21 protein-coding genes, 1 other RNA gene and 1 pseudogene are annotated in these 24007 nt (G+C 64.0%); 14 read left to right on the top strand and 9 right to left on the bottom strand.

Annotated features, from left to right (window positions below; all coding sequences use genetic code 11):
• Positions 1-6 precede the first annotated feature (6 nt).
• The gene (locus FJ988_RS01385; protein ID WP_140814950.1) at positions 7-1887 is read right to left on the bottom strand and encodes an extracellular solute-binding protein; all 1881 of its coding nucleotides are present in this window, start codon (positions 1885-1887) and stop codon (positions 7-9) included.
• Between the two features lie 210 nt (positions 1888-2097).
• Positions 2098-2766 carry a cytochrome c family protein gene (locus FJ988_RS01380; protein WP_140814949.1) on the bottom strand — a complete coding sequence of 223 codons (669 nt, stop codon included), beginning with the start codon at positions 2764-2766 and terminating at the stop codon, positions 2098-2100.
• Between the two features lie 193 nt (positions 2767-2959).
• Here FJ988_RS01380 and FJ988_RS01375 point away from each other — a divergent pair, with 193 nt between their 5' ends.
• Together FJ988_RS01375 and FJ988_RS01370 are read left to right on the top strand one after the other, a co-directional pair.
• Positions 2960-3688 carry a 3-deoxy-manno-octulosonate cytidylyltransferase gene (locus tag FJ988_RS01375; protein WP_140814948.1) on the top strand — a complete coding sequence of 243 codons (729 nt, stop codon included), beginning with the start codon at positions 2960-2962 and terminating at the stop codon, positions 3686-3688.
• A gap of 10 nt (positions 3689-3698) precedes the next feature.
• Positions 3699-4562, top strand: coding sequence for a prephenate dehydratase (locus FJ988_RS01370; RefSeq protein WP_140814947.1), 864 nt, complete (start codon positions 3699-3701; stop codon positions 4560-4562).
• A 29-nt stretch (positions 4563-4591) separates the two neighbouring features.
• Here the strand turns inward: FJ988_RS01370 and FJ988_RS01365 are convergent.
• The 4 genes and pseudogenes from FJ988_RS01365 to FJ988_RS01350 all read right to left on the bottom strand — a co-directional run bounded on the left by FJ988_RS01365 (position 4592) and on the right by FJ988_RS01350 (position 7001).
• Positions 4592-4841: pseudogene (locus tag FJ988_RS01365) on the bottom strand (type II toxin-antitoxin system Phd/YefM family antitoxin).
• Positions 4842-5290: 449 nt separating this feature from the next.
• On the bottom strand, positions 5291-5593 hold the full coding sequence (locus tag FJ988_RS01360) for a Dabb family protein (protein WP_140814946.1): 303 nt from the start codon (positions 5591-5593) through the stop codon (positions 5291-5293).
• 9 nt (positions 5594-5602) lie between these two features.
• Positions 5603-6544, bottom strand: coding sequence for an NAD(+) diphosphatase (gene nudC, locus FJ988_RS01355; protein WP_140814945.1), 942 nt, complete (start codon positions 6542-6544; stop codon positions 5603-5605).
• A 37-nt stretch (positions 6545-6581) separates the two neighbouring features.
• Positions 6582-7001: an HIT domain-containing protein gene (locus FJ988_RS01350; protein WP_140814944.1), complete on the bottom strand. Its 420-nt coding sequence runs from the start codon at positions 6999-7001 to the stop codon at positions 6582-6584.
• A 178-nt stretch (positions 7002-7179) separates the two neighbouring features.
• On the opposite strand from FJ988_RS01350, the gene ffs reads away from it, so the two are divergent.
• The 12 genes from ffs (at position 7180) to FJ988_RS01290 (ending at position 18666) form a co-directional block, all read left to right on the top strand.
• Positions 7180-7276: signal recognition particle sRNA small type (ffs, locus tag FJ988_RS01345), an RNA gene on the top strand.
• A gap of 100 nt (positions 7277-7376) precedes the next feature.
• Entirely contained in the window at positions 7377-9197 is a 1821-nt protein-coding gene (locus FJ988_RS01340; RefSeq protein ID WP_140814943.1) for a DNA polymerase III subunit gamma/tau, read from the top strand.
• Positions 9198-9266: 69 nt separating this feature from the next.
• Complete coding sequence (locus FJ988_RS01335; protein ID WP_140814942.1) at positions 9267-9590, top strand: YbaB/EbfC family nucleoid-associated protein; 324 nt, start codon at positions 9267-9269, stop codon at positions 9588-9590.
• A gap of 217 nt (positions 9591-9807) precedes the next feature.
• Entirely contained in the window at positions 9808-10842 is a 1035-nt protein-coding gene (locus FJ988_RS01330) for a cell wall hydrolase (RefSeq protein ID WP_140814941.1), read from the top strand.
• A 99-nt stretch (positions 10843-10941) separates the two neighbouring features.
• Complete coding sequence (gene recR, locus FJ988_RS01325; protein WP_041001549.1) at positions 10942-11547, top strand: recombination mediator RecR; 606 nt, start codon at positions 10942-10944, stop codon at positions 11545-11547.
• 22 nt (positions 11548-11569) lie between these two features.
• Positions 11570-12811 carry a lytic murein transglycosylase gene (locus FJ988_RS01320; RefSeq protein WP_181183387.1) on the top strand — a complete coding sequence of 414 codons (1242 nt, stop codon included), beginning with the start codon at positions 11570-11572 and terminating at the stop codon, positions 12809-12811.
• Positions 12812-13119: 308 nt separating this feature from the next.
• Positions 13120-14703 (top strand): ABC transporter substrate-binding protein, encoded by a 1584-nt coding sequence (locus FJ988_RS01315; protein WP_246688419.1) that lies wholly within the window; start codon positions 13120-13122, stop codon positions 14701-14703.
• A 15-nt stretch (positions 14704-14718) separates the two neighbouring features.
• Positions 14719-15786 (top strand): ABC transporter permease, encoded by a 1068-nt coding sequence (locus FJ988_RS01310; protein ID WP_140814938.1) that lies wholly within the window; start codon positions 14719-14721, stop codon positions 15784-15786.
• On the top strand, positions 15783-16703 hold the full coding sequence (gene nikC / locus FJ988_RS01305) for a nickel transporter permease (protein ID WP_140814937.1): 921 nt from the start codon (positions 15783-15785) through the stop codon (positions 16701-16703). Before FJ988_RS01310 ends, nikC begins: the two co-directional genes overlap by 4 nt.
• A complete protein-coding gene (locus FJ988_RS01300; RefSeq protein ID WP_140814936.1) occupies positions 16700-17539 on the top strand; it encodes an ABC transporter ATP-binding protein in 840 nt (279 codons plus the stop codon). Before nikC ends, FJ988_RS01300 begins: the two co-directional genes overlap by 4 nt.
• Entirely contained in the window at positions 17536-18285 is a 750-nt protein-coding gene (locus FJ988_RS01295; protein ID WP_140814935.1) for an ABC transporter ATP-binding protein, read from the top strand. The genes FJ988_RS01300 and FJ988_RS01295 overlap by 4 nt, the downstream gene beginning before the upstream one ends.
• A 42-nt stretch (positions 18286-18327) precedes the next feature.
• Positions 18328-18666, top strand: a complete 339-nt coding sequence (locus FJ988_RS01290) for a DUF2185 domain-containing protein (RefSeq protein WP_140814934.1) — start codon at positions 18328-18330, stop codon at positions 18664-18666.
• A 12-nt stretch (positions 18667-18678) separates the two neighbouring features.
• Here the strand turns inward: FJ988_RS01290 and FJ988_RS01285 are convergent, their stop codons facing one another.
• The 3 genes from FJ988_RS01285 to FJ988_RS01275 are packed head-to-tail and all read right to left on the bottom strand — an operon-like array spanning position 18679 to position 23968.
• Positions 18679-21762, bottom strand: a complete 3084-nt coding sequence (locus FJ988_RS01285; RefSeq protein ID WP_140814933.1) for an efflux RND transporter permease subunit — start codon at positions 21760-21762, stop codon at positions 18679-18681.
• Positions 21762-22835 carry an efflux RND transporter periplasmic adaptor subunit gene (locus tag FJ988_RS01280; RefSeq protein WP_140814932.1) on the bottom strand — a complete coding sequence of 358 codons (1074 nt, stop codon included), beginning with the start codon at positions 22833-22835 and terminating at the stop codon, positions 21762-21764. Before FJ988_RS01280 ends, FJ988_RS01285 begins: the two co-directional genes overlap by 1 nt.
• The gene (locus FJ988_RS01275) at positions 22832-23968 is read right to left on the bottom strand and encodes an efflux RND transporter periplasmic adaptor subunit (protein ID WP_140814931.1); all 1137 of its coding nucleotides are present in this window, start codon (positions 23966-23968) and stop codon (positions 22832-22834) included. Before FJ988_RS01275 ends, FJ988_RS01280 begins: the two co-directional genes overlap by 4 nt.
• Between the last annotated feature and the right edge of the window lie 39 nt (positions 23969-24007).

Below are 24007 nucleotides of genomic sequence, written 5' to 3'. Positions count from 1 at the left end.
GCCGCATCAGTTGCCGCCCTTGTATTTGGCGGCGAGCGCCTTTTCTTTCTCGGTTTCGATCCACCAGGAATCGATATCGGCACCCCGGTAGCTGGGCTGCTTTTGCGGCATGCCGAACTTGTTCCAGTAGGCCAGCCACACCACCGCGCGATAGAATTGCGGCACCACGTAGTAGTTCCACAGAAGCACGCGATCGAGCGCATGGGTGGCGGCGACGAGGTCGTCGCGGTCGGTGGCGAAGATGATGCGGTCGACAAGCGCATCGACGACCGGGTCCTTGATGCCGGAATAGTTGCGCGAGCCGGGTGAATCTGCGGCCTTGGAACTCCAGAAGTCGCGCTGTTCGTTACCGGGCGACTCCGACTGTTGCAGCAGGTTGGTGATGACGTCGTAATCGAAATTGTTGACGCGGTTGACGTACTGGCTGGTATCGATGATGCGCAGCGTTGCATCGACGCCGATCTTGCGCAGATTGGCGATATAGTTGCCGGAAAGGATCTGGTCGGTGTCCGACGTGCCGAGGATCTCGAATTTGAACGGCGCGCCGGTCTTGGCGTTCACCATCTTGCCGCCCTTGATCACCCAGCCAGCCTGGGCGAAGAGGTCGACCGCCTGCTTCAGATATTTGCGCTCGGCCTGCGGTGAGTCGTAGACCGGCAGCTTGAATTCCTGAGTGAACAGTTCAGGTGGCAGCTTGTCGCGATACTTCTCCAGGATTTCGAGTTCCTTGCCTTGCGGCAGCCCGCTCGACGCGAGTTCCGTGCCCTGGAAATAGCTCTGGGTGCGCGTGTTGGAATTGAAGAACAGCGTGCGGTTCATCGTCTCGAAATCATAGGGGTAGGTCAGCGCCTCACGCACCCGGCGATCCTGGAACAGCGGTCGACGCTGGTTGAGCATGAACGCCTGCATGGGCTCGGGCGAGGTGGTCTTGAATTCTTGCTTGATCACATCGCCGGCCTTGATTGCCGGGAAATCATAAAACGTCGCCCAGCGTCGCGAGCTGTTTTCCGGCTTGATGTCGTCAAGCCCACCCTTCTTGAACGCCTCCCAGGCGGCATTGTCGTCGAGGATGTAGGTGAAGCGCTGGGTATCGAAATTCTCGCGGCCGATCTTCACCGGCATCTTGGCCGCCCAATAGTCGGGCACGCGCTGCCAGACGATCTCCGAGCCCGGCTTGAAGCTGGCGATCTTGTAGGCGGCCGATCCTAGCGGCGGCTCGAGCGTCGGCTTGGTGATGTCGCGCTTCTTGCCGCTGGCGTCGGTGCCTTCCCACCAGTGCTTCGGCAGGACGACGAGATCGCCGATGATCTTGGGCAACTCGCGGTTGCCCTTCTGGTTGAAATGGAACTCGACTTCACGATCCGAGATCGCCACCGCGTCGGTGACGTTCTCGAAATAGCGGTTGTATTGCGGCGCGTTGGCCTTCAGCACCTGGAAGGACCAGATCACATCGTCGACGGTGATCGGCTGGCCGTCATGCCATTTTGCGCGTGGGTCGAGCCTGTAGGTCGCCGATGAATAGTCCGAAGGGTATTTGTAGGCCTCGGCGACCAGCGGGTGGCTGACACTGCCTTCGTCTTGCGCCTGATCCATCAGCGTGTCGTAGAGCAGCCCGCCGCCGAAGCCGGCCAGTCCCGCGGCCGGCGATCCCGCCACGATGTAGGGGTTAAAGCTGTCGTAGGTGCCGACAACAACGGAATTGTATGTTCCGCCCTTCGGCGCGTCCGGATTGACGTAGTCGTAGCGCTGGAAATTCTCGCCATACTTGGAGGGGCCGATCAGCGAGGAGGTGGTGTGCCATTCGTCGGCGAAGCTGGCCTGGAGGCTGGCGGCGAAGGCGAGCGCGAGCACCGATGCGAAAACTGCGCGGAAGCGGCCAACCTTCATGCGTTCTCCTCGTCGCGAACCTTTGTTTGACGCAATTCCGGACGGAAAACCGCGTCGCACTTTTCCTGGAATTGCTCGCCACCCGCAATCTAGATCATTTGACGCCGGTGAAAACCGCAAGGACGGGCTTTGTCGCCGCCCATCAGGATTTCCTAACAGAAAAGCCGGGACGAACCCGGCTTTTCTGAGGATATCTCTATTACAATTTGTTTATTGAGCCGGCGCCGCGGGCTTCGCCGGGGCAGTGCCTTCGGCCGGCTTGGCGGGAGCGGCCCCTTCCGCGGGCTTCGCGGCCTCGGCCGGCTTTGCCGAGGCATCGGCGGCGGCGCCCGGTGTCGGCAGCGGCTTCGGATTGTCAGACAGCGTGCGCAGATAGGCGATGACGTTGGCGCGGTCCTCATCCTTCGGCAGGCCGGCAAAGCCCATCGCCGTGCCCTTCACGAACTTCTTCGGCGAGGTGATGAAGTGGTTGAGGTTATCGTAGGTCCAATGCTCCTGGCCGCCTTTGGAGAAATCCTTCATGCCGGCCGAATAGGCGAAGCCCTCATGCTCGGCGACCGGGCGGTCGACGATGTCCCACAGATCCGGACCGACCTTGTTCGGGCCGCCCTTTTCGCCGGAATGGCAGGCCTGGCACTTCTTGAAAATGGCGGCGCCCGCATCGGCGCTGGCGGTGGTCAGAAGATCGGCGATCGGCTTGGCTTCGGCGGCGGGCGCGGCCGGACCGCCTTCGGTCGGTTCGGTCGCCTCGATGATGAAGCCGGGTTTTTCAGGCGCCGGCGAGGCATAGAGCCCGTCCGAGATCAGGCCTATCGAGAAGACGACGAAGCAGGTTCCCAGAAATCCGCCGAGCAGCTTGTTGACTTCGTTGGAATCCATGCGCCCCTTGCTCCCTTTTCCGGCGGACCGTCCCGTCCACTCCGTCCGTCGGTATCGCGAACTGCCTCGGAAGGCCAGTCAAATCGGGCGGAAACTAGGTCTTTTGCTCCGGCGTTGCAACACATATAAGGGCGCTTCCAGTGAGACCTTTTGCCACTTTTCCATCCGCTTTTTCCGGCCGCTTGAAAATCCGATGTCGACCCTGATCCTGATCCCCGCCCGCATGGCCTCGACGCGCCTGCCGGGCAAGCCGCTGGCCGACATTGCCGGCGCGCCGATGATCGTCCATGTCGCCCGCCGCGGTGCCGAGGCCGGGCTTGGTCGCGTGGTGGTGGCGACCGACACCGAAGCCGTCGCCGAGGCCGTGCGGGCGCATGGTTTTGAGGCGGTCATGACCCGCACGGACCACGAATCCGGATCCGACCGCATCTTCGAGGCGCTGACAGCGCTCGATCCGGACAGGAAGGTCGAAACCATCGTCAATGTGCAGGGTGACCTGCCGACCATCGATCCCGAGATCATCGGCGCCTCGCTGCGCCCGTTCGCGGACGCCTCGGTCGACATCGCCACGCTCGGTGTCGAGATCGTGCGCGACGAGGAAAAGACCAATCCGAACGTGGTCAAGATCGTCGGCTCGCCGTTGTCGGCGACGCGGCTCAGGGCGCTCTATTTCACCCGCGCCACCGCTCCCTGGGGCGAGGGGCCGCTCTACCATCACATTGGCCTATACGCCTATCGCCGCTCAGCACTTGAGCGCTTCGTGGCGCTGAAACCGTCGCCGCTCGAACGCCGCGAGCGGCTGGAGCAGTTGCGCGCGGTCGAAGCCGGCATGCGCATCGACGCCGAGATCGTGCAGTCGCTCCCGCTCGGCGTCGACACGCCGCACGACCTCGATCGCGCCAGGCAGATCCTTTCAAACTGAGACAGCAAGCATGACCGCCAAGACCAACCGAATTTCCTTCCAGGGCGAGCCCGGCGCCAATTCCGACACCGCCTGCCGCAACATGTTCCCGTCGATGGAGCCGTTGCCTTGCCCGACCTTCGAGGACGCTTTCAACGCGGTCGAGACCGGCAAGGCCGAGCTCGCCATGATCCCGATCGAGAACACCATCGCCGGCCGGGTCGCCGACATCCATCATCTGTTGCCGGAATCGAAGCTGCACATCGTCGGCGAATATTTTCTGCCGATCCACTTCCAGCTCATGGTGCTTCCGGGCGTGAAGCGCGAAGAGATCAAGACCGTTCACAGCCACATCCATGCGCTGGGACAGTGCCGCAAATACATCCGCAAGAACGGCTGGAAGCCGGTGATCGCCGGCGACACCGCGGGTTCGGCCAAGATGGTCTCCGAGGTCAAGGACCGCACCATGGCCTCGCTGGCGCCGGCCCTGGCCGCCGAGTTCTATGGCCTCGACATCATCGAGAGGAATGTCGAGGACACCGATTCCAACGTCACCCGCTTCGTCGTCCTGACCAAGAACAAGCAGTGGGTGGAGCGCCCAGCGCCGGACGCCAAGATGATGACCACCTTCATGTTCCGCGTCCGCAACGTGCCGGCGGCGCTCTACAAGGCCATGGGCGGCTTCGCCACCAACGGCGTCAACATGACCAAGCTGGAAAGCTACCAGCTCGGCGCCTTTACCGCGACGCTGTTCTACGCCGACATCGAGGGTCACCCTGACGATCCGCTGGTCAAGCTCGCGCTCGACGAGCTGCGCTTCTTCTCGCGCGAGATGCGCATCCTCGGCGTCTATCCGGCCAGCGCCTCGCGCGACGAGTGGAAGGTGGCGGATTAGTCTAGCGCCAAGGATATCGAGCTACGGCATCACGAAAGGTCTACCGGTTGGGCATGTTCCGTGCGGGGCTGAACCGGCAGGTCAGTGTCGCCTGCTTCCGGCGCAGCCAGCATGTCACCGAGCGACCGCGTTTTACCGGTGAGCCGTTTATATTCATCGAACGACATGAGGACATGCATTGGTCGCCCCCTGTAGGTGATGATCACGGTCGTCCTTGGCAGCGCGTTTTGCGCGGCCAAGACCCTGATTGAGTTCGCGGCCTGAAAGCGTGGTGATCACATCAATTTCGCAAAAAGTGGTTGCATAACCACACTAATCCGTTTGAGCAGGAATTGCGAGGTTTGAGCGCATGAATGGCGACCCATCGCAAGTCCGCGATAGGGTTGCTTCGCAGTGTTAGCCATGGGCTTCGCCACTGACGGCATCGTCTCCCGGCAAGCGCCTCGCGCGATGAATGGAAGGTCGCGGATTAGGGCAAACTCACCCGAGGTTAGCCGAGACGCTCGTGCTTCGTCATCCACGGGCGAAGCAAGGAGCGAAGCGACGCGCGCAGACCCGAGGATCCATTCCGTTACGCTGAAGCGCCGCCCAACGGTGCAGAATTCTGCTCCGCCGCGCCCTCGATTAGGGTCACGGCATGGATTCCAGGGTCTTCGCTTCGCTCCGCCCTGGAATGACGAGGTCGCGGAGGTTCGCGCTAATCTCTGACGTCGGCACCGGGCGGAATCTCAACCAAAGCCTAGCGGCACATAGTCGATCTCCAAGAACTTCTCGACCTCCGGCACCCAGCGGTCGCGCACGAAGGCGACGTGGTCGGGATGCTCGTTGTAGCGCGTATAGGCGGCCTGGTCGGCGAACTCCATCGAGAAGCCGTACTGGAAGTCGTTCTTCGGGCTGACCTGGCGCAACTGCTCGAAATGCGTGACGCCTTTGATCCCGGTGAGGATCTTCTTCGCATCATGCAGGAAGCGCTTCGTCTCCAGCGAATGCGGTTCATGCTTCAAGGTGAACACGACGGTGTGACGGATCATTTGCTGCTCCTATTCGCTGTCGACCCAGGCGCGGATAAGGTGGTGCGCGATCGCCCCCTTGGGCGGCGTGATCAGGCCGCCATCATGCGTCCTTTCCAGCATCCTGCGCACCTCGTCGCGAAAAAACCAGCGGCAGTCTTCCAGCTCGTTGAGATCGGCCTGGATGTCCTCGTTGAGCGGCTCGCCGAAGCAGCCGATCATCAGCGAATAGGGAAACGGCCAGGGCTGGCTGGCGTGGTAGACGACGCGGCCGAGCCTGATGCCGGCCTCTTCCAGCGTCTCGCGCCGCACCGCCGCCTCGATCGTCTCGCCGGGCTCGATGAAGCCGGCAAGTGCGGAATACATGCCCGGCGCGAAATGCCGGCCGCGCCCGAGCAGGCATTTTTCGCGCGTCGCGGTCAGCATGATCGCCACCGGATCGGTGCGCGGGAAATGGTCGGTGCCGCAGGCCGGGCAGTGCCGCCGGTAGCCGCCCGCCCGCATTTCCGAGCGGTTGCCGCATTTCGAGCAGAAGGCGTGGCTGGCATGCCAGGCAAGCAATGCCGCTCCCTGCGCCAGCGCGCCGGCCGCCGCCTCGTCGATCAGCCCTTGCATATAGACGGACCGGTAGTCGATCGCCTTGATCGTCTCCGGAAGCTTCTCCGGCTCGACGCCGGCCGGAACGGCAAGCACCGGCCCGCCATCGACAAAGCCGAGCAGCACGCCCTGATCGAGCGACACCTCGAAGGGCTGGCTTTCGGTCGCGGTGAACCAGGGGTCGAACTTGCCGTCGTCGAGCTTCAAATAAAGCCGGCCGGCATGCATCAGCATCAGCCGGGCCGCCGGGTCCGCCAGCGCCTTATCCACCGCGTCGTCGGCGCGGTTCTCCGATTGCCGGTCGATCCGGTTGCCGGCGAAACCGACGAACTGGCTCGGCTCGCGCAAAGGCGCGTCAAACAGGCGAAAGCTCATGGGGGACTCAAAGGGATGCAGGTGGACACTGTTGAGCTTATAGCGCCGCCTTGATCGTTTGGGCAAACCGCCGGATGTCGGCGCGCTGGTAGGGTTCGCGCATGCCGTGCCCCCAGACCGGCCCCGGCCAGGCCGGATCGCCCTCGCTGCGGGCGATGACATGGACGTGCAACTGGCGCACGATGTTGCCCAAAGCGCCGGTGTTGATCTTGGTGCAGCCGGTCACCCGTTTCAGCGCCTGCGCCACCATATTGGTCTCGAAGGTGAGCATCGCCTGGTCGAGCGGCGTCATCTCATGGATTTCTTCCATGCCCGGACGCTGCGGCACCAGCACCAGCCACGGCCAGCGCCGGTCGTTCATCAGCCTGAGTTCGCAAAGACCGAGCCACATAAGCTGCTCGCTGTCCGCCTCAAGCCGGGCGTCCAGCGTGAATCCGGCCTTGAGGCCAGGCAGCATGGGCGTTTCCTCGTTTTTATAGTCTTCTTCAAACCCGAGACGCTAGAGCGGCGGCAAGGTGGCTGCAAGCGAATCATTGGCCGTTCTTGGCGATTTGAGGGAGTTTCCGTTCCCGATGTCGCTGCCATCATCCGCTCCGCCCTTGCATTTCGTCGCCGAATTGCCGATATGGAGCGCGGGAGGTTGGTGGTGGACGATCCACTCGCCAACCGGGTCAGGTCCGGAAGGAAGCAGCCCTAACGAGCCCGGAACGGGTCATTGTTCCAGCCTCCCGCCTCTTCGCCTTTCTCCCGCGACATTGACGGCGCCAAGCCGTGCGGGCGAGACTATGCGCAGGAATCGGCCGCCCGCGGTCCTTGGAGCTTTTGACGGCGAATGAGCGAAGCCGGAAATTTCGGGCCAGCAAGCGCGGAGACAGGAAAGACCGGCGCCTATCGCGTGCTGGCGCGCAAATACCGCCCCTCGAATTTTTCCGAGCTGATCGGCCAGGAGCCGATGGTCCGCACGCTGACCAACGCCTTCGCCACCGGCCGCATCGCCCAGGCCTGGATGCTGACCGGCGTGCGCGGGGTCGGCAAGACGACGACGGCGCGCATCCTGGCGCGGGCGCTCAACTACAAGACCGCCGCCGTCGACCAGCCTTCCGTCGATCTGTCCATCCCCGGCGAGCATTGCCAGGCGATCATGGAAGGTCGGCATGTCGACGTCATCGAGATGGACGCCGCCTCGCATACCGGCATCGACGACATTCGCGACATCATCGACCGCGTGCGCTATGCGCCGGTCTCGGCCCGCTACAAGGTCTATATCATCGACGAAGTGCACATGCTGTCGACGCAGGCCTTCAACGGCCTGCTGAAGACGCTGGAAGAGCCGCCACCGCACGTCAAATTCATCTTCGCCACCACCGAGATCCGCAAGGTCCCGATCACGGTCCTGTCGCGCTGCCAGCGCTTCGACCTGCGCCGCATCGATGCCGGCGCGCTGGTCGCGCATCTGTCTTCGATCGCCGCCAAGGAAGGCATTTCGGTCGACGATGACGCGCTGGCGATGATCGCGCGCGCCGCCGAGGGCTCGGCGCGCGATTCGCTTTCCATCCTCGACCAGGCGATCGCCCATGGCAGCGGCACGGTCAGTGCCGAAGCGGTGAGGGCGATGCTCGGCCTTGCCGACCGCGCCCGCATCATCGACCTGTTCGAATACGTCATGAAGGGCGACGTCGCGGCGGCCTTGGCCGAGTTCCGCGCCCAGTATGACACTGGCGCCGACCCGGCCGCCGTGCTCACCGACCTTGCCGAATTCAACCACCTCGTCACCCGCCTGCGTTTCGTGCCGACCGCGGCGGACGACGCTTCGCTCTCCGAGGACGAGCGCCGGCGCGGCGCCGAATTCGCCAACACGCTGTCGGTCAGGGTGCTGTCGCGAAGCTGGCAGATGCTGTTGAAGGGCATCCCCGAGGTGCAGTCCTCCAACCGTCCGGTCAGCGCCGGCGAGATGGTGCTGATCCGGCTGGCGCATGCCGCCGACCTGCCGACGCTGGACGAAGCGCTGAAATCGCTGGAAGGCGCAGGCCCCGTGCCGAACGGCGCGCCGCGCTCGAACGGAGCGCCGGCCAACGGGTCGCCGGCGGGCGGCGGCGCCAGCGCGGTCGCGCAGGCGCGCATGCCCGCTTCGAATGGCGGCGCGCAGACCATGCGGCTGGTCGAGGCGCAGCCAGCGCCTGTGGCCTTCACGCCAGCGCCCGAGCCTGTCGTCGAGACGCCGGCCGTTCCGGTCAAATCCCTGGCCGACATCGTCGCGCTTGCCGATGCCAATCGCGACATAGCCTTCAAGGTGCTGTTGAAACGCTGCGTGCGGCCGGTCCGCATCGAGACCGGTCGTCTCGACGTCACCCTTACCGATGACGCACCCAAGATGCTGCTCAACGACCTGACTTCAAAGCTGCGCGCCTGGACGGGCCGCAACTGGCTGGTGTCGCTGTCCAAGGAAGAGGGCGGCCAGACGCTTGCCGAGATGGAGACGACCAAGCGCGAGAACGCTTTCTCCGACGCCAAGAGCGATCCCACCGTCGCTGCCATTCTCGCGCGCTTCCCCGGCGCCAAGATCATCGACGTGCGCATTCCGGACGTGCCGGACGTGGAAGAGGCCGAGGCCGAAGTGCCGGTCGAGCCGGCCGCGGATGATGATGAAATCTAGAGCGTGATCCATGGGCCGGTTACCGGTCGGACCATAATCGCTAACGGACAAAACAAAGAGGACATTTGGATGAAAGATCTTCTCGGCCTGATGGGCAAGGCGAAGGAAATGCAGGCCAAGTTCCAGGCCATGCAGGACGAGATCGCCACGCTCGAAGCCACCGGACAGTCGGGCGGCGGCCTGGTCAGCATCACGCTGACCGGCAAGTTCGAGATGAAGGCGCTGAAGATCGATCCCTCGCTGATCAAGGCGGACGAGGCCGAGATCCTGGAAGACCTCATTTTGGCGGCCCACAATGACGCCAAAAATAAGGTCGAGCAGATCATGCAGGAGAAGACCAAGGCGCTTACGGCAGGCTTGCCGATTCCTCCGGGCATGAAATTGCCGTTTTGAGCCGGCTTGCGCCAGTTAATTGATTATGAACGGAAATTGAGCGCTGGCGGCGTTATTAACCATTTCTACGGCGATGCTCACGCGCTCATTTCGCGGCTTTCATAAAGTTTTACCCAAGTCCAGATTTTGCTAACCCTCTAGCCATCTTTTTGCCCGAAAGAGTCTCATTCTTGCCACATCTCGGGGCGGGCTGGCATCTGGACATGAGGCTTTTTTGTTGATCGCGACGCGATGGAAGACGCCGCTGCTGCTTATCGGCATCGCCGCTTCCCCCTTGCTCCTGGCCGGCTGCAGCCAGACCACGTCCTCGCACGGCATGTCGGTGGCGAGCCTGACGAATGCCATCACGCCGAGCTTCCTAACCACACGCTCCTACGGCGCTTCGATGAAGGACAAGGAGTGCCTGCAAAGGGCGATGTTCTTCGAATCCAACCGGTCGAGCCGCGACGGCATGATCGCCGTCGGCACGGTGGTGATGAACCGACTGCGCTCGGGCCAGCACGGCAGCACCATCTGCGAGGTCGTCGGTGAGAAGGGCCAGTTCGCGCCAGGCGTGCTGACACGTCCGATGAATTCCAAGGCACTGCCCGACGTCGAAGAAGCCGCCGACGCGGTGCTGAGGGGCGAGCGCAAGTCCAAGCTCAAGAACACGATGTTCTTTCACACTGCCGGCCTGCGCTTCCCTTACAAGAACATGCACTACACGATGGTGGCCGGCGGCAATGCCTTCTACGAGAAGCGCGGCCGCAACTGGCAGCCGCTGCCGGATGAGCCGATGGTCGCCATGAATTCGGATGGCCCGCAAAAGCCGGCTCAGGCAGCGCCGGTGCTGCTCGCCTCCGCCGAGCCGATGGAACCGGTGGTAAAGACGATCGTGCGTCCTGACCCGACCAAGCAGACCTATATGACGGCGGCCGTCGAGCCGGCATCTCCGGCCAAGAAGGCCAAAACCGTTGCCGCCGACCAGACTTACATGACCGCCTCGGTGACGCCGTCTCAGAAGGGCGGCCGCGTCGCCCAGAAGCAGATTGCCCAGAAGCAGACGCCCCAGAAAGAGACTGTTGTGGCGATGCAGGAGCCAATGGCCGAGCCGGACGCCTCGCGTTTCGGCGGCGCTTTGAAGCCCAAATACATCACCTCGGTGCAGGGCGCGCCGCAGGAAGCGGCGATGGGCTTCCAGTCGACGCCTGAGAACACCGACGCCATCGGCGCGATGATCGCCAGCCAGGAACGGCCGCTCGAAACCAACTGAACCCGATTGCATTCGACGCAAGACCCGCCATGGCAGCATGACGCCTCTTGTGTTGTTGGGGCTGTTCCAAACCGCGCTGAAAAATCCTAGATCAAGGCGATGTCGAAGAGAATCGCCGGTCCCGAGATCGAACGCCTGATCCAGCTCCTGGCCAAGGTGCCGGGGCTTGGGCCCCGCTCGGCCCGCCGCGCCGCGCTGCATCTCATCAAGAAGAAGGAGCAGCTGCTCGAGCCTTTGGCCGCCGCCATGGGCGAAGCGGTCGACAAGGTGCGCATCTGTTCGACCTGCGGCAATGTCGACACCTCCGATCCTTGCATGATCTGCACCGATCCGCGCCGCGACGCCGGCACGCTGATCGTCGTCGAGGACGTCTCCGATCTCTGGGCGCTGGAGCGCGCGGCGGCTATGAACGTGCGCTACCATGTGCTCGGCGGCACGCTGTCGCCGCTCGACGGCATCGGGCCGGATCAATTGAACATCCGCTCGCTGGTCGATCGCGTCGCCGTCGGCGAGGTGAAGGAAGTGATCCTTGCCGTCAACGCCACCGTCGAGGGGCAGACGACCGCGCATTATCTCACCGATCAGCTTTCAGGCTTCGAGGTGAAGGTGACCCGGCTGGCGCATGGCGTCCCGGTTGGCGGCGAGCTGGACTATCTCGACGAAGGCACGCTGGCGGCGGCCCTGCGGTCGCGGACGGCGTTTTGAGGTTATGGGGGGCAATTTGGAAATGACGACAAAACGCGGCCTTTCCATTCTTCTGCTCGCACTATTCTGTGTCTTCGTCTCTCTCCCCACCCACGCCGCCCCCGTCGACGACCAGTTCCGCTCCTGGCTGCAGACCGACCTCTGGCCGGAGGCCAAATCCAAAGGAATCTCCAAAAAAACCTTCGACGAGGCCTTCCTCGGCGTGAAGCCGAACCTCAAGCTGCCTGACCTCGTCATGCCCGGCGAAGAACCGACGACGCCGCAAAAGCAGCACCAGGCCGAGTTCGGGCCGCCCGCCAACTATTTTGCCGAGAGTATCGTCCGCGCCGTCACCTCGGGCGGCCGCACGCGCGAGAGCGCCAATTCCAGGGTGCTGGGCCTGATCGAGAAGCGCTACGGAGTGCCGAGCGAGATCGTGCTGGCGATCTGGGGTCGCGAGACCGGCTTTGGCGCGGCCAAGATGCCTTACGACGCCTTCGAGGTGCTGGGCACCAAGGCCTTCATGTCGACCAAGAAGGATTTCTTCCGCACCGAGCTGCTGGCCGCGCTCGATATCGTCGAGCGTGGGCTAGCCCCCGTCAATGCCATGAAGTCGTCCTGGGCCGGCGCGCTCGGCCAGCCGCAATTCATGCCGACATCGTTCTTGAAGCACGCCGTCGATTTCGACGGCGACGGCCATCCCGACATCTGGAATTCGACGCCGGACGTGCTGGCCTCCATCGCCAACTATCTCGTCCATTACGGCTGGGCGAGGGGGCGTGGCTGGGGCGTCGAGGTGACCGTGCCGACGAACGTCTCTTGCGCGCTGGAAGGTCCCGACCAGGGCAAGAAGATTTCCGACTGGGTGGCGATGGGCATCCGGCGCGCCGACAACAAGGCGTTTCAGGCAAGCGAGCTGAAGGCACAAAGCTCGCTGCTCATGCCGGCCGGACGCAGCGGCCCGGCCTTCCTCGTCACGCCGAACTTTTATGTGATCAAGCAATACAACAACAGCGACCTCTACGGCCTGTTCATCGGCCATGCCGCCGACCGCATCGCCAAGGGCGACTTCACCTTCACCGGCGGTTGGGGGCCGGTCGGCGATCTGCACCGCTCCGACATTGCCGCCCTGCAGCGGGCGCTGGAAGCCAAGGGCTACGATGTCGGCACCGCCGATGGCTTGCCCGGCTTCAAGACGCGCCGTTCGATCGGCGTGTGGCAGGCCAAGAACGGCAAGGCGCCGACCTGCTTTCCCGATGCGAGCCTAGTCGCCGCTCTGAAATAAGCCGCCGAATTAGGTCATCGTTTCCGATCGGCGCCGCCGGTTGGCCGGCTTGTGCTTCGACTGGCCTTGGCCCTCCCTGGTCCAATACGCCGCCTTGCAAATGCTCGTTGCCGGGTCGATCGCTGCTCGTTATGGTGTTGACCAACTGGACAAAAACCGCTGCGATAACGGGTCCGGGGGCCGTCATTCGGCCGGCAAGAAAGTGCCACAGCCTGAGCCGGGAACTCAGGTCAACAAAACAGGGAACGATCACCATGATGCTGGAAAACTTTGCTTTGCGCTCGCGTGCCTTGCTTGTAGGCGTGGCCATGTCGGCGCTGTTTACGGCGCCCGCCTTTGCGGTTACGCCTGCCGATACGCTGGTCGAGGGTTTCGCTATCGACGACATCATCTCCATGGATCCGGGCGAAGCGTTCGAACTGTCGACCGCCGAAGTCACCGGCAACACCTATGATCTACTGGTCCGCCTCGACCTCAGCGACACCTCCAAGGTCAAGCCTGACCTCGCCGAGAGCTGGAGCGTTTCCGACGACGGCCTGACCTATACCTTCAAGCTCAAGCCCGGCATGAAGTTCGCGTCCGGCAACCCGATCACCGCGGCCGACGTCGCTTATTCCTTCGAACGCGCCATCAAGCTCGACAAGAGCCCGGCCTTCATCATCAACCAATTCGGCATCAGCGGCGACAACGTCGCCGAAAAGGCCAAGGCCGTCGACGACACCACCTTCCAGTTCGTGGTCGACAAGCCTTATGCGCCGAGCTTCGTGCTGAACTGCCTCTCGGCGACGGTCGCTTCGGTCGTCGACGCCAAGCTGGTCAAGGAGCATGTCGCCGCCGTCACGCCGAGCGCCGACTACAAATGGGACAATGATTTCGGCAATGCCTGGCTGAAGACCGGCTATGCCGGTTCCGGTCAATACAAGCTGCGCGAATGGCGCGCCAACGAAGCGGTCGTGCTGGAGCGCAACGACAACTACAACGGCGAGAAGGCCAAGCTCGCCCGCGTCATCTACCGCAACATGAAGGAAAGCTCGGCGCAGCGCCTGGCGCTGGAAGCCGGCGACATCGATGTCGCCCGCAATCTCGAACCGAACGATCTCGACGCCATCGCCAAGAACGCCGATCTCACCACCACCAGCGCGCCGAAGGGCACAGTCTATTATATCAGCCTCAACCAGAAGAATGCGACGCTCGCCAAGCCCGAGGTCCGCCAGGCATTCAAATATCTGATCGACTATGATGCGCTGAGCACCACCATCCTCAAGGGAATCGGCGAGATCCACCAGTCCTTCCTGCCCAAGGGCGACCTTGGCGCCATCGACAACAATCCCTTCAAGCTCGACGTCGCCAAGGCCAAGGGACTGCTCGCCAAGGCCGGCGTGCCGGACGGCTTCAAGGTGACCATGGACGTGCGCGTCGGCCAGCCGACCACCGGCATGGCGGAATCGATCCAGCAGACGCTCGGCCAGGCCGGCATCCAGCTGGAGATCATTCCGGGCGATGGTAAGCAGACGCTGACCAAGTATCGCGCCCGCAACCACGACATCTATATCGGCAATTGGGGCCAGGATTATTTCGATCCGAACTCCAACGCCCAGACCTTCGCCTCTAACCCGGACAATTCCGACGCCGCCAAGATCAAGACGCTGGCCTGGCGCAACGCCTGGGACATTCCGGACCTGACCAAGCAGACCGAGGCGGCGCTGCTGGAGAAGGATTCGGCCAAGCGCGCCGACATCTACAAGGACCTCCAGCAGAAGATCCTCGACACCAGCCCCTTCGTCATCATCCATCAGCAGCTCGAAGTGGCTGGCCTGCGCAAGAACCTCAAGGGCTTCGCGCTCGGCCCGAGCTTCGACACCAACTTCGTCTGGCCGGTCTCGAAGGAATAGTGCCGGCGGCGACGCGTGAGCGTGGCTGACAATCAGGCGGCGGTGGGGCGCGGCGGCGCCCGCGCCGTCGCCATTCTATCGTCGCTTGGCCGTTTCCTGGTTATCGCTGTGACGACCTATCTCGGTCTGCTCGCGGTGACCTTCTTCATCGGTCGCGTCATTCCGATCGATCCGGTGCTGGCCGTGCTCGGCGACCGCGCGCCGACGGCCGTGGTGGAACGCACGCGCCGCGAGATGGGTCTCGACCTGCCCTGGATCGAGCAGTTCTACCTCTACGTCAAAGCAGCGCTCAGCGGCGACTTCGGCACCTCGGTGCTGACCACCAATCCGGTCATGACCGACATCCGACGCGTCTTTCCGGCGACCATCGAGCTCGCCACGCTCGGCACGCTGATCGGCGCCGTCATCGGCGTGCCGCTCGGCGTGCTGGCCGCCGTCAAGCGTGGCAGTTTGATCGACCAGATCGCCCGTATCATCGGCCTGATCGGCTATTCCGTGCCGATCTTCTGGCTGGGCTTGCTCGGGCTCGTGCTGTTCTACGCCAAGCTTCAATGGGTGGCGTTTCCGGCGCGGCTCGACGTCGTCTACGAATACACCTTCACGCCGATCACCGGCTTCTATCTGCTGGACGCCGCTATCCAGGGGCAGTGGGACGTCTTCTACGACGCCTGGCGCCACATCGTCCTGCCGGCCGGGCTGCTCGGCTATTTCGCGCTTGCCTATATCAGCCGCATGACGCGCTCCTTCATGCTGAACGAACTGGCGCAGGAATACATCGTTGCCGCGCGCGCCAAGGGCCTGTCGGAAACGCGCATCATCTGGGGCCACGCGCTGCGCAACGCCGCCGTGCCGATGGTCACCGTGATCGCGCTGTCCTATGCCAGCCTGCTCGAAGGCTCGGTGCTGACCGAGACCGTCTTCTCCTGGCCGGGCATCGGTCTTTACATCACCAATTCGCTGACCAACGCCGACATGAACGCCGTGCTCGGCGGCACCATCGTCATCGGCTCGGTCTTCATCGCCATCAACCTTTTGTCCGACCTGCTCTACCGGTTGCTCGATCCAAGGACCAAGGTCGGATGAGCGTGGCAACCATCCAGTCGCGGCGTGAATGGCTGCTCAGCGACCGCCCGGCCTCGCGCCTGCAGGCGAGGCTCGGCCGCGCCTATGTCGCCTGGCGGCGCTTCTCGGCCAACCGTTTGGCGCTGGTCGGCATGCTCATCATCATTGGGCTCCTGGTGGTCGCCGCCCTTGCCGACGTGCTGGCGCCCTATTCGCCGACCTTCGGCGATCTGAAGAACGCCCGCTTGCTGGCCCCCAGCGCCGCGCATTGGTTCGGCACCGACGACCTCGGCCGCGACATCTATTCGCGCATCGTCTACGGCGCCCGCTGGACGCTTTATGTGGTGATCCTGGTCGCCATCATCGCCGCGCCCATCGGCCTACTGGTCGGCGCCGTCGCCGGCTATGCCGGCGGCTGGACCGATACGATCCTGATGCGCATCACCGACATCTTTCTCGCTTTTCCCAAGCTGGTGCTGGCGCTGGCCTTCGTCGCCGCGCTTGGCCCCGGCATCGAGAATGCGGTGCTGGCGATCGCCATCACGTCGTGGCCGCCTTACGCGCGTATCGCGCGCGCCGAGACGCTGACCGTGCGTAACTCCGACTACATCAAGGCGGTGCAATTGATGGGCGCCTCGCCCTTCCGCATCGTGCTGCGCCACATCATGCCGATGTGCATCTCCTCGCTGATCATCCGCGTCACCCTCGACATGGCGGGCATCATCCTGACCGCCGCCGGCCTCGGCTTCCTCGGCCTCGGCGCGCAGCCGCCGCTGCCCGAATGGGGCGCGATGATCGCATCCGGCCGCCGCTTCATCCTCGACCAGTGGTGGGTGGCCGCCGCGCCCGGCGCCGCCATCCTCATCGTCAGCTTGGGCTTCAACCTGCTCGGCGACGGCCTGCGCGACGCGCTCGATCCCCGGAGCGGCGACCAATGAGCGGCGACACGCTTCTCGACGTCGACGATCTGCGCGTCACCTTCCCGACCCGCACCGGCCTCGTGCAGGCCGTGCGCGGCGTCTCCTTCTCGCTCGGCCGCGAGCGCCTCGGCATCGTCGGCGAGAGCGGCTCGGGCAAGTCGCAGACTGGCCGCGCCATCATGGGCCTCACCCCGCCGCAGGCCCAGGTGTCGGCGAAGAAGCTCGCCTTCGACGGCATGGATCTGCTTTCCATGTCGCCTCGTCAGCGCCGCGCGCTACGCGGAAACCGCATCGCCATGATCCTGCAGGATCCGAAATATTCGCTCGACCCGGTGATGAGCATCGGCCGCCAGATCGCCGAGACGCTGCGCACGCATGAAAAGGTCTCCAAGGCCGAGGCGCGCGAGCGGGCGCTGGCCATGCTGCAGGCGGTGCAGATCCGCGACCCGGCCCGCGTCTTCGATCTCTACCCGCATGAGGTCTCGGGCGGCATGGGCCAGCGCGCCATGATCGCCATGATGCTGATCACCGGACCCGAGCTGATGATCGCCGACGAGCCGACCTCGGCGCTCGACGTCACCGTGCAGCTCGATGTGCTCAACATCCTCGACAAGCTGGTGGCCGAGCGTGGCATGGGGCTGATCTTCATCTCGCACGATCTGCGCCTGGTTTCCTCCTTCTGCGACCGGGTTGTCGTCATGTATGCCGGCAAGGTCGTCGAGCAGATCAAGGCGTCCGAGCTGCGCGACGCCCGGCACCCCTACACGCGCGGTCTGCTCAACTGCATGCCGAGAATCGGCTTCGAGCGCCATCCGCTTCCGGTGCTTGAGCGCAAGCCGGAGTGGTCGGCATGACGGCCGCGATCGCCATCGACGGGCTGGAGGTGATCTTCGACCGGTTTCGCGCGCTGAAGGGCGTCAGCCTGGAAGTCAAGGAAGGCGAGTCCTACGGCCTGGTCGGCGAAAGCGGCTCTGGCAAGTCGACGCTGCTCAGGGCCATCACCGGCCTTGCGCCGGTTGCGGCGGGCGCCATCACCGTGAACGGCAAGAGGCTCGGCAAGACCCGCGACAAGGCCTTTTACCGCGACGTTCAGATGGTCTTCCAGGATCCGTACGGCTCGCTGCATCCGCGCCAGACGGTCGACCGCCTGTTGCAGGAGCCGCTGGCCATCCACGGCATCGCCGACGGCGAAAAACGCATCGAGCGCGCGCTGGACGAGGTCGGTCTCGGCACCGGCTTCCGCTTCCGCTACGCGCACCAGCTCTCCGGCGGCCAGCGCCAGCGCGTCGCGATCGCTCGCGCGCTGATCCTCGAACCTTCGATCCTGCTGCTCGACGAGCCGACCTCGGCGCTCGACGCCTCGGTGCAGGCGGAGGTGCTGAACCTCCTGGAAGAGGTGCGGCGCCGCCGCAAGCTCACCTTCCTGATGGTCAGCCACGACCTCGCCATCATCACCCATATGTGCGAGCGGTTGATGGTGATGCAGAACGGCGAGGCCGTGGAGACGCTGACCGCGAGCCAACTGATCGGCCATCGCGTGAGCGCGGATTACACGCGCAATCTGCTGAGGGCCAGCGAAGGGTTTGTGAGAACGGCGTGAATTCGTTCTTCCGTGCTCGGGCCAATCTACTTGGGGAATTCCATGAAAGAATGGAAATTCACAGATCCACCCAATGTCGCGGTGCTATCGGACAAGAGTATATTTAAGTCTGATGATTGGATCGCATACGTTGTGCACGAAGCTGACGACGACGATGCCAATAATGATGAAGGTGGCAGTTGGCAGTTTCACAGCAGCGACACACGAGATTGGGATGAACGCGAGATAATGATCGTCGGCCTCGAACAGGTGGTTCGGCTGGATGAGAGTATCCTTGAACTGGCCGATTTGCCCAAAGGCTGGCATGCTTGGCGAGCTTCAAAATTGTCGCCTTGGCAGCGCGCCAAATCACTCCCCGTGCCCTCCAACGACAACGAGTGATCCAGTGGGGCCCTAAGTCGAGCTGTTCTGCGGATCGGATGCTTCATCTCCTTGCTTCGGCTCCTTGATCCTGAACCACGTCACGTAAAGCGCCGGCAGGAACAGCAGTGTGATAGCCGTGCCGGCGATGATGCCGCCCATCATCGCATAGGCCATCGGTCCCCAGAACACTTCGCGCGCGATCGGGATCAGCGCGAGGCTGGCCGCCGCCGCCGTCAGCGCGATCGGCCGCATGCGATGCTCGGTCGCCTCGATCACCGCCGCCCAGCGGTCCTTGCCTTCCCTCACCAGGTCCTCGATCTGCACGATCAGGATGACCGAGTTGCGGATCAGGATGCCGATCAGCGCCAGCACGCCGAGGATGGCGACGAAGCCGAGCGGCGCGCCGCTGGGCACCAGCGCCGCCACCACGCCGATCAGGCCGAGCGGCGCCACCGCAACCACCAGGAACAGGCGCTGGAAGCTCTGCAGCTGGATCATCAGGATGGTCGCCATGACGAACAGCATCAACGGCACCACGGCCGCGATCGGCCCCTGGCTCTTGGCGCTTTCCTCGACGGAGCCTGCGGTCTCGATCGAATAGCCCGGCGGCAGCTTGGCGATGAAGGCGTCGACCGATGGTTTCAGCTCGTTGACGACGGTCGCCGGCAGCACGTCGCCGACCAGGCCGGCGCGCACGGTGATCGTCGGGATGCGGTCGCGCCGCCACACTGTCGGCTGTTCGAGGTCGTAGCGGAAATTGGCGACCGCCGCGAGCGGGATCGATTCGCCATTGCCGGTTGGCAGCTGCATGTTCTGCAGCGTCTCGATCGAGCCGCGCTCGGCCTCGCGAGAGCGCGCCACGACATTGATCAGGTAGGTCGCGTCGCGTATCTGCGTGATCGTCGAGCCGCCGACCGTGCTGTTCAGTGTGCTGGCGATGTCGGACGAGGTGATGCCGAGTTGGCGGGCCTTGTCCTGCAGCACGTCGACCCGCAGCACACGCTGCGGCTCGTTCCAGTCGAAGGTCGGCGCGGCGAGCTTCGGATTGGCCGAGATCACGCCGGCGAATTGCTGCGCCAGTTCCCGCACCGTCTGGATGTCCGGACCGCCGACGCGATATTGCACGGGACGGCCGACCGGCGGGCCGAGCTCGAGCAGCTTCACGAACGCGTCGGTGCCGACAAACTCGTCGCGCAGCAGCTTCTCCAGCGCCGGCTTCACCCGGTTGCGTGCCTCGATGTTCTTGGTGACGATGACGGTCTGGCCGAAATAGGGATTGGCCGGCTGCACGTCATAGGCCAGCACGAAGCGCACCGCGCCCTGGCCGATATAGGACGAGAAGTGGTCGATGTCGGGATTGCCGACCAGCGCCCGCTGCTCGAAGCGCTCCATCTGGTCGCGCGTCTCGGTGATCGAGGAATTCTGCGGCAGGTTCCAGTCGACGATCAGCTCCGGCCGGTCGGATGGCGGGAAGAACTGCTGCTGGACGAGGCCGAAGCCGGCGATCGAGCCGGCAAACAGAAGCACCGTCACGATGATCGTCAGCCAGTGCCGGCGAACGGAAAGGACCAGGATGCGCCTGAACAGCGAGGTGAAGCGCCCGGGCTGGTCATGGTGCTTGGTCTTCATCGTCGACGGCAGGATGGTGACGCCGAGCAGCGGCGCGAACAGCACCGCCACGATCCATGACACCAGAAGCGATACGGCGATGACGACGAACAGCGTGAAGGTGTATTCACCGGCCGCGCTTGAATTGAGCCCGATCGGGATGAAGCCGGCGACCGTCACCAGCGTTCCCGTCAGCATCGGGAAGGCAGTCGAAGTATAGACATAGGTCGCGGCCTTGCGCAGATTGTCGCCGACCTCCAGCCGCGCCACCATCATCTCGACGGCGATCATCGCATCGTCGACCAGAAGCCCGAGCGCGATGATCAGCGCGCCGAGCGAAATGCGCTGCAGCGATATGCCGAGATACTCCATGACCGTGAAGGTGATGGCCAGCACCAGCGGGATCGACAGCGCAACGACGAAGCCGGCGCGCATGCCGAGGCTGATGAAAGAGACGGCGAGCACGATGGCGACGGCCTCGAACAGCGCGCGGGTGAAGCCTGACACCGCCTCTTCGACGATCACCGGCTGGTCGGCCACCAGATGCACGCCGACGCCTGCCGGCAGGTCGGCCAGCACCTTCTGCATCTCCTCATGCAGCGCCTCGCCGAATTTGAGTAGATTGGCATTGGGTTTCATGCCGATGGCAAGGCCGATCGCATCTTGGCCGTTGAAGCGGAACAAAGCCGTCGGCGGGTCGACATAGCCGCGCCTGATCGTCGCCACGTCGCTCAGCCGGAAGAAGCGGTCGTTGACGCGCAGGTTGATGGCGCGCAGGCTTTCCTCGGAGGTGAACTGGCCGCCGACGCGCACGCTGATGCGCTCCGGGCCGGACTGGATGACGCCGGACGGCGTGATGGCATTCTGCGCCTGCAGGCTGGCGACGATCTGCTGCTGGTTGAGGCCCAGCGCCGCGATCTGGCGCGTCGAGAATTCGAGATAGATCGCCTCGTCCTGCGCGCCGACCAGGTCGACCTTGCCGGCATTCGGCACCGTCAGGATTTTCGTGCGGACATCCTCGACATAGTCGCGCAGCTGGCGCGGCGTCAGCCCGTCGGCGGTGAAGGCGTAGATATTGCCGTAGACGTCGCCGAAGCGGTCGTTGAAGAACGGTCCCTGCACGCCTTGCGGGAACTGCGCCTTGATGTCGTTGACCATGTTGCGTACCTGAAGCCAGTTCGGCACGACGTCTCGCGCCTTGGTGGTGTCCTTCAGGTTGACGAAGATGACGGTCTGGCCGGCGGTGGTGACGGAGCGGGTGAAGTCGAGGCTGTCGAGTTCCTCGAGCTTCTTCTCGACGCGGTCGGTCACCTGCTGCACCGTCTCCCTGACCGAAGCGCCCGGCCAGTTTGCCTGGATGATCATGGTCTTGATGGTGAAGGCGGGGTCTTCCTCGCGGCCGAGATTGAGATAGGAGAAGACGCCGGCCACGACGAAGACCAGCATGAAATACCAGACCATCGAGCGGTGGCTGAGCGCCCAGTCGGAGAGGTTGAAGCCCTTCATCAGACGCCGCCCTCCAGCACTTTGACCTTCTGGCCTTCGGCGAGGCTGTGCACGCCGGCGGTGACGACGCGCATGCCGGCATCGAGCCCCTCGGCAACCGTGAAGGTGGCGCCGTTCTTTGCGGCGATCTTGATCTCGCGCGTGCTGACGCTAGAGGACGTCGGATCGACGATCCACACTTTGGCGGCACCGTTCTTTTCGAGCAGCGCCGACATCGGCAGCTCGATCGTGGGCGCCACCTTGGTCATGCGCGTCGCCGTGATCGTCGAGCCCAGCCGGAATGCCGTCGGCGGATCGACGAGTGTCAGCTTTACCCGGCGCGTGCGGGTGGCGCCTTCGGACTGCGGCGCGATCTCACGCAGCCTGGCCGCGGTTTTGATCGTCGGCAGCGATTGCAGGACGATGTCGAAGGGCATGCCAACGGTGAGGTCGCCGATCAACTGATCCGGGATGTCGACCACCGCCTCGCGCGGGTCGGTGCGCGCCACGGTGACGACGGTCTGCCCGGCCGAAACCGTCTGGCCGACCTCGGCGCCGGTCGCGGTCACAACACCGTCGAAGTCGGAGAACAGCCGGGCGTAGCCGAGCTGCTCTTGCGACTTGGCCAAAGCGGCGTTGGCGCGCTCGACGCCGGCTTCGGCGGCTTGTCTGGCCTGTTTTGCCGCATCGAAAGTCGCCTGCGACGTGTTGGCGGCTGCAAGCAGCTGGCGCTGGCGATCCTCGCTTGCCGCGGTGTTGGCGAACTGCGCCTGGGCGTTCGACAGATCCGCTTTCGACACTTGCACGGCCAGCTCCAGCGCTGTCGGATCGAGCGCGGCGATCGTCGTGCCCTTGGCGACGAGATCGCCGACCTTGACGTCGCGTGAGACGATGCGGCCAAGCAGGCGGAAGGCGAGGTCGGCGCTGTATTGCGGCTGTATCGTGCCGGCGAAGCCGAAGGTCTCGACGGTCTTCGGCTCGATGACCATCGACAGCACCGGCCGGATGACCTCCGGCGGCTTCTCCTCGGAACGCGAGCAGGCGCCGAGCGAGAGAAGCAGGATGAGGGGAGCTATCCGTGTCAACCGGCTCATTGGCTGGCCCCCGCGATCTCGACCGTCTGTCCGGGGCTGAGCAATTGCCCTCCCGCGGTGACGACGCTCTGGCCCTCCTGCAAGCCCTTGTCGACGGCGACGATGCCGGAATCGAAGGCAAGCACTTCGACAGGCGCCGACGTCACCGTCTTGCTTGACGGATCGACGAGCCAGACGGCGGGCTTACCGCCGGCCGAGGTCAGCGCCTGCCAGGGCAACAGGATCGCTTTCACCGACCGGGCGCTGACCGTGCCGATGACGGCCGCGCCCAGCGGCATCCCGGCCGGCGTATCGGCTATGCCGATCTTGACCCGGATCGATCCCGAGGCGGTATCGACCGCCGGCGAGATCTCGCGCACCTTGCCGACCGCCCTGATCTGCGGGTCGCCAAGCAGCGTGATTGTTACCGCCGGAGAAGGCGGCGTCTGGACCACCAGCGTTTCATGCACGTTGAAGACGGCGTCGCGGTCGCCGTCCTCGGCGACGGTGAAGACAGTCTGCGCCGCCTGCACCACCTGTCCGGCCTCGACCTGGCGCGCAGTGATGACGCCGGCGGCGCCAGCCTTGAGCTCGGTATAGGAAAGGTTTTCCTTGGCGTTGGCCAAAGCGCTTTTCGCCGCATCAAGGCTGCCTTGAGCCACCTTCAGTGTTTGGTTGGCGGTATCGAACTCCCGCCTTGTCGTGAAGCCGCGGGCCAGCAGGGTCTTTTGCCGTTCATAGATAGCCGCGGCCTGCGTCAACTGCGCTTGCGCGGCATCGAGGTCGGCCTGCGCCGAGCGCAGGTCCGATTGCTGCTCCTGCGGATCGATGCGCGCCAGCACCTCGCCCTGGTCGATATGCTGGCCGACATCGACCAGCCTTTCGGCGACCCGGCCGCCGACGCGGAAGGAGAGGTTGTTGAGCGTGCGCGCGGCGATGACGCCGGTCAGCGAGGTTCGCGGCGCATAGTCGGCAAGCGCCACTTTCTGCGTCGTCACCATCACCGGCAGCTTCTTTTCCGCCGCCTGTTGTTTCTGGCATCCGGCGACGAGTAGCGCCGCCGAGGCGAGGCAGGCGATCAGCAAAACACGCGGACGAGACGAAGGGCGAAGCGGCGACGGCGCCAAGGCGGACGATGCAGCGTTTCTGCTCATGGTTCCCCCCGGTTCGCGCCGGCCAATGGCGGCGGTCGC

The organism is Mesorhizobium sp. CU3 (assembly GCF_006442965.1).
Taxonomy (GTDB): Bacteria; Pseudomonadota; Alphaproteobacteria; order Rhizobiales; family Rhizobiaceae; genus Mesorhizobium.
Note: the sequence above shows the minus strand (reverse complement) of the source record. Positions and strands in the feature narration are given on the sequence as shown.

Coding starts and splice junctions, on each gene's coding strand:
- FJ988_RS01275 (WP_140814931.1), bottom strand. CDS start 23,968: ATGAGCAGAAACGCTGCATCGTCCGCCTTGGCGCCGTCGCCGCTTCGC.
- FJ988_RS01280 (WP_140814932.1), bottom strand. CDS start 22,835: ATGAGCCGGTTGACACGGATAGCTCCCCTCATCCTGCTTCTCTCGCTC.
- FJ988_RS01350 (WP_140814944.1), bottom strand. CDS start 7,001: ATGCTGCCTGGCCTCAAGGCCGGATTCACGCTGGACGCCCGGCTTGAG.
- FJ988_RS01320 (WP_181183387.1), top strand. CDS start 11,570: ATGACGACAAAACGCGGCCTTTCCATTCTTCTGCTCGCACTATTCTGT.
- FJ988_RS01285 (WP_140814933.1), bottom strand. CDS start 21,762: ATGAAGGGCTTCAACCTCTCCGACTGGGCGCTCAGCCACCGCTCGATG.
- FJ988_RS01295 (WP_140814935.1), top strand. CDS start 17,536: ATGACGGCCGCGATCGCCATCGACGGGCTGGAGGTGATCTTCGACCGG.
- recR (WP_041001549.1), top strand. CDS start 10,942: ATGTCGAAGAGAATCGCCGGTCCCGAGATCGAACGCCTGATCCAGCTC.
- FJ988_RS01385 (WP_140814950.1), bottom strand. CDS start 1,887: ATGAAGGTTGGCCGCTTCCGCGCAGTTTTCGCATCGGTGCTCGCGCTC.
- FJ988_RS01340 (WP_140814943.1), top strand. CDS start 7,377: ATGAGCGAAGCCGGAAATTTCGGGCCAGCAAGCGCGGAGACAGGAAAG.
- FJ988_RS01380 (WP_140814949.1), bottom strand. CDS start 2,766: ATGGATTCCAACGAAGTCAACAAGCTGCTCGGCGGATTTCTGGGAACC.
- FJ988_RS01370 (WP_140814947.1), top strand. CDS start 3,699: ATGACCGCCAAGACCAACCGAATTTCCTTCCAGGGCGAGCCCGGCGCC.
- nikC (WP_140814937.1), top strand. CDS start 15,783: ATGAGCGTGGCAACCATCCAGTCGCGGCGTGAATGGCTGCTCAGCGAC.
- FJ988_RS01290 (WP_140814934.1), top strand. CDS start 18,328: ATGAAAGAATGGAAATTCACAGATCCACCCAATGTCGCGGTGCTATCG.
- nudC (WP_140814945.1), bottom strand. CDS start 6,544: ATGAGCTTTCGCCTGTTTGACGCGCCTTTGCGCGAGCCGAGCCAGTTC.
- FJ988_RS01375 (WP_140814948.1), top strand. CDS start 2,960: ATGTCGACCCTGATCCTGATCCCCGCCCGCATGGCCTCGACGCGCCTG.
- FJ988_RS01360 (WP_140814946.1), bottom strand. CDS start 5,593: ATGATCCGTCACACCGTCGTGTTCACCTTGAAGCATGAACCGCATTCG.
- FJ988_RS01300 (WP_140814936.1), top strand. CDS start 16,700: ATGAGCGGCGACACGCTTCTCGACGTCGACGATCTGCGCGTCACCTTC.
- FJ988_RS01315 (WP_246688419.1), top strand. CDS start 13,120: ATGTCGGCGCTGTTTACGGCGCCCGCCTTTGCGGTTACGCCTGCCGAT.
- FJ988_RS01335 (WP_140814942.1), top strand. CDS start 9,267: ATGAAAGATCTTCTCGGCCTGATGGGCAAGGCGAAGGAAATGCAGGCC.